Source organism: Streptococcus sp. E29BA (assembly GCF_041807805.1).
GTDB lineage: Bacteria > Bacillota > Bacilli > Lactobacillales > Streptococcaceae > Streptococcus > Streptococcus entericus.
In genome coordinates, this window is the sequence record NZ_JBGTZA010000070.1 from 1 (window position 1) to 997 (window position 997).

The 997-nt window shown below is 46.6% G+C and carries 1 protein-coding gene; it reads left to right on the forward strand.

Features of this window, described 5'->3' with window-relative positions; genetic code table 11:
• Nucleotides 1-20 precede the first annotated feature (20 nt).
• Nucleotides 21-997: lipoate--protein ligase (locus ACERC8_RS09925; protein ID WP_373659700.1), on the forward strand; the 977-nt coding region annotated here is incomplete at its 3' end.

Consider the following 997-nt stretch of genomic DNA (forward strand, 5'->3'; position numbering starts at 1 on the left):
TTTCTAACAAGGAGAATGCCATGAAATACATCGTCAATACGTCCAATGACCCTGCCTACAACATCGCTCTGGAGAGCTATGCCTTTCGCGAGCTGGTCAATGAAGATGAAATTTTTATCCTGTGGATCAATGAACCAGCCATCATCATCGGCAAGCACCAAAACGCTATTCAAGAAATCAACAAGGAATACACCGACAAGCATGGTATCCATGTGGTGCGTCGTCTGTCAGGTGGTGGTGCGGTTTACCATGACCTCAACAACCTCAACTACACCATCATTTCAAATAAGGCAGATGAGGGAGCTTTTGACTTCAAAACTTTCTCCAAGCCTGTGATTGACACGTTGGCCAATCTCGGTGTGGAGGCCAACTTCACAGGGCGTAACGACATCGAAATCGATGGCAAAAAAATCTGTGGAAACGCTCAAGCCTACTACAAAGGTCGCATGATGCACCACGGTTGTCTGTTGTTTGATGTGGACATGACCGTCCTTGGCGATGCGCTCAAGGTATCGAAGGATAAAATCGAGTCAAAAGGTGTCAAATCGGTTCGTGCCCGCGTGACCAACATCAACAATGAATTGCCAGAAAAAATTACGGTACAAGAGTTCAGCGATGCCATTCTCGCTCAAATGAAAAAAGAATACCCAGACATGACCGAGTATGTCTTTTCAGATGAGGAACTGGCTAAGATTCAGGACATTCGTGACACCAAGTTTGCGACTTGGGAATGGAACTTTGGCGAAACGCCAGATTATACAGTCGAGCGCAACGTCCGCTATGACGCTGGGAAAATCACCAGCTACATCAAGACAGAGAAGTCCGTTATCGAGTCTATCAAGATTTATGGGGATTTCTTTGGGATTGGTGATGTCAGCGATATCGAAGAGTTGCTGGTTGGCACCCGCTACGAGTATGCGGATGTCTTGGCCAAACTCCAAACCATCGACACGAGCCACTACTTCTCACGCATGACGACAGAAGAAGTTGCTAAAGC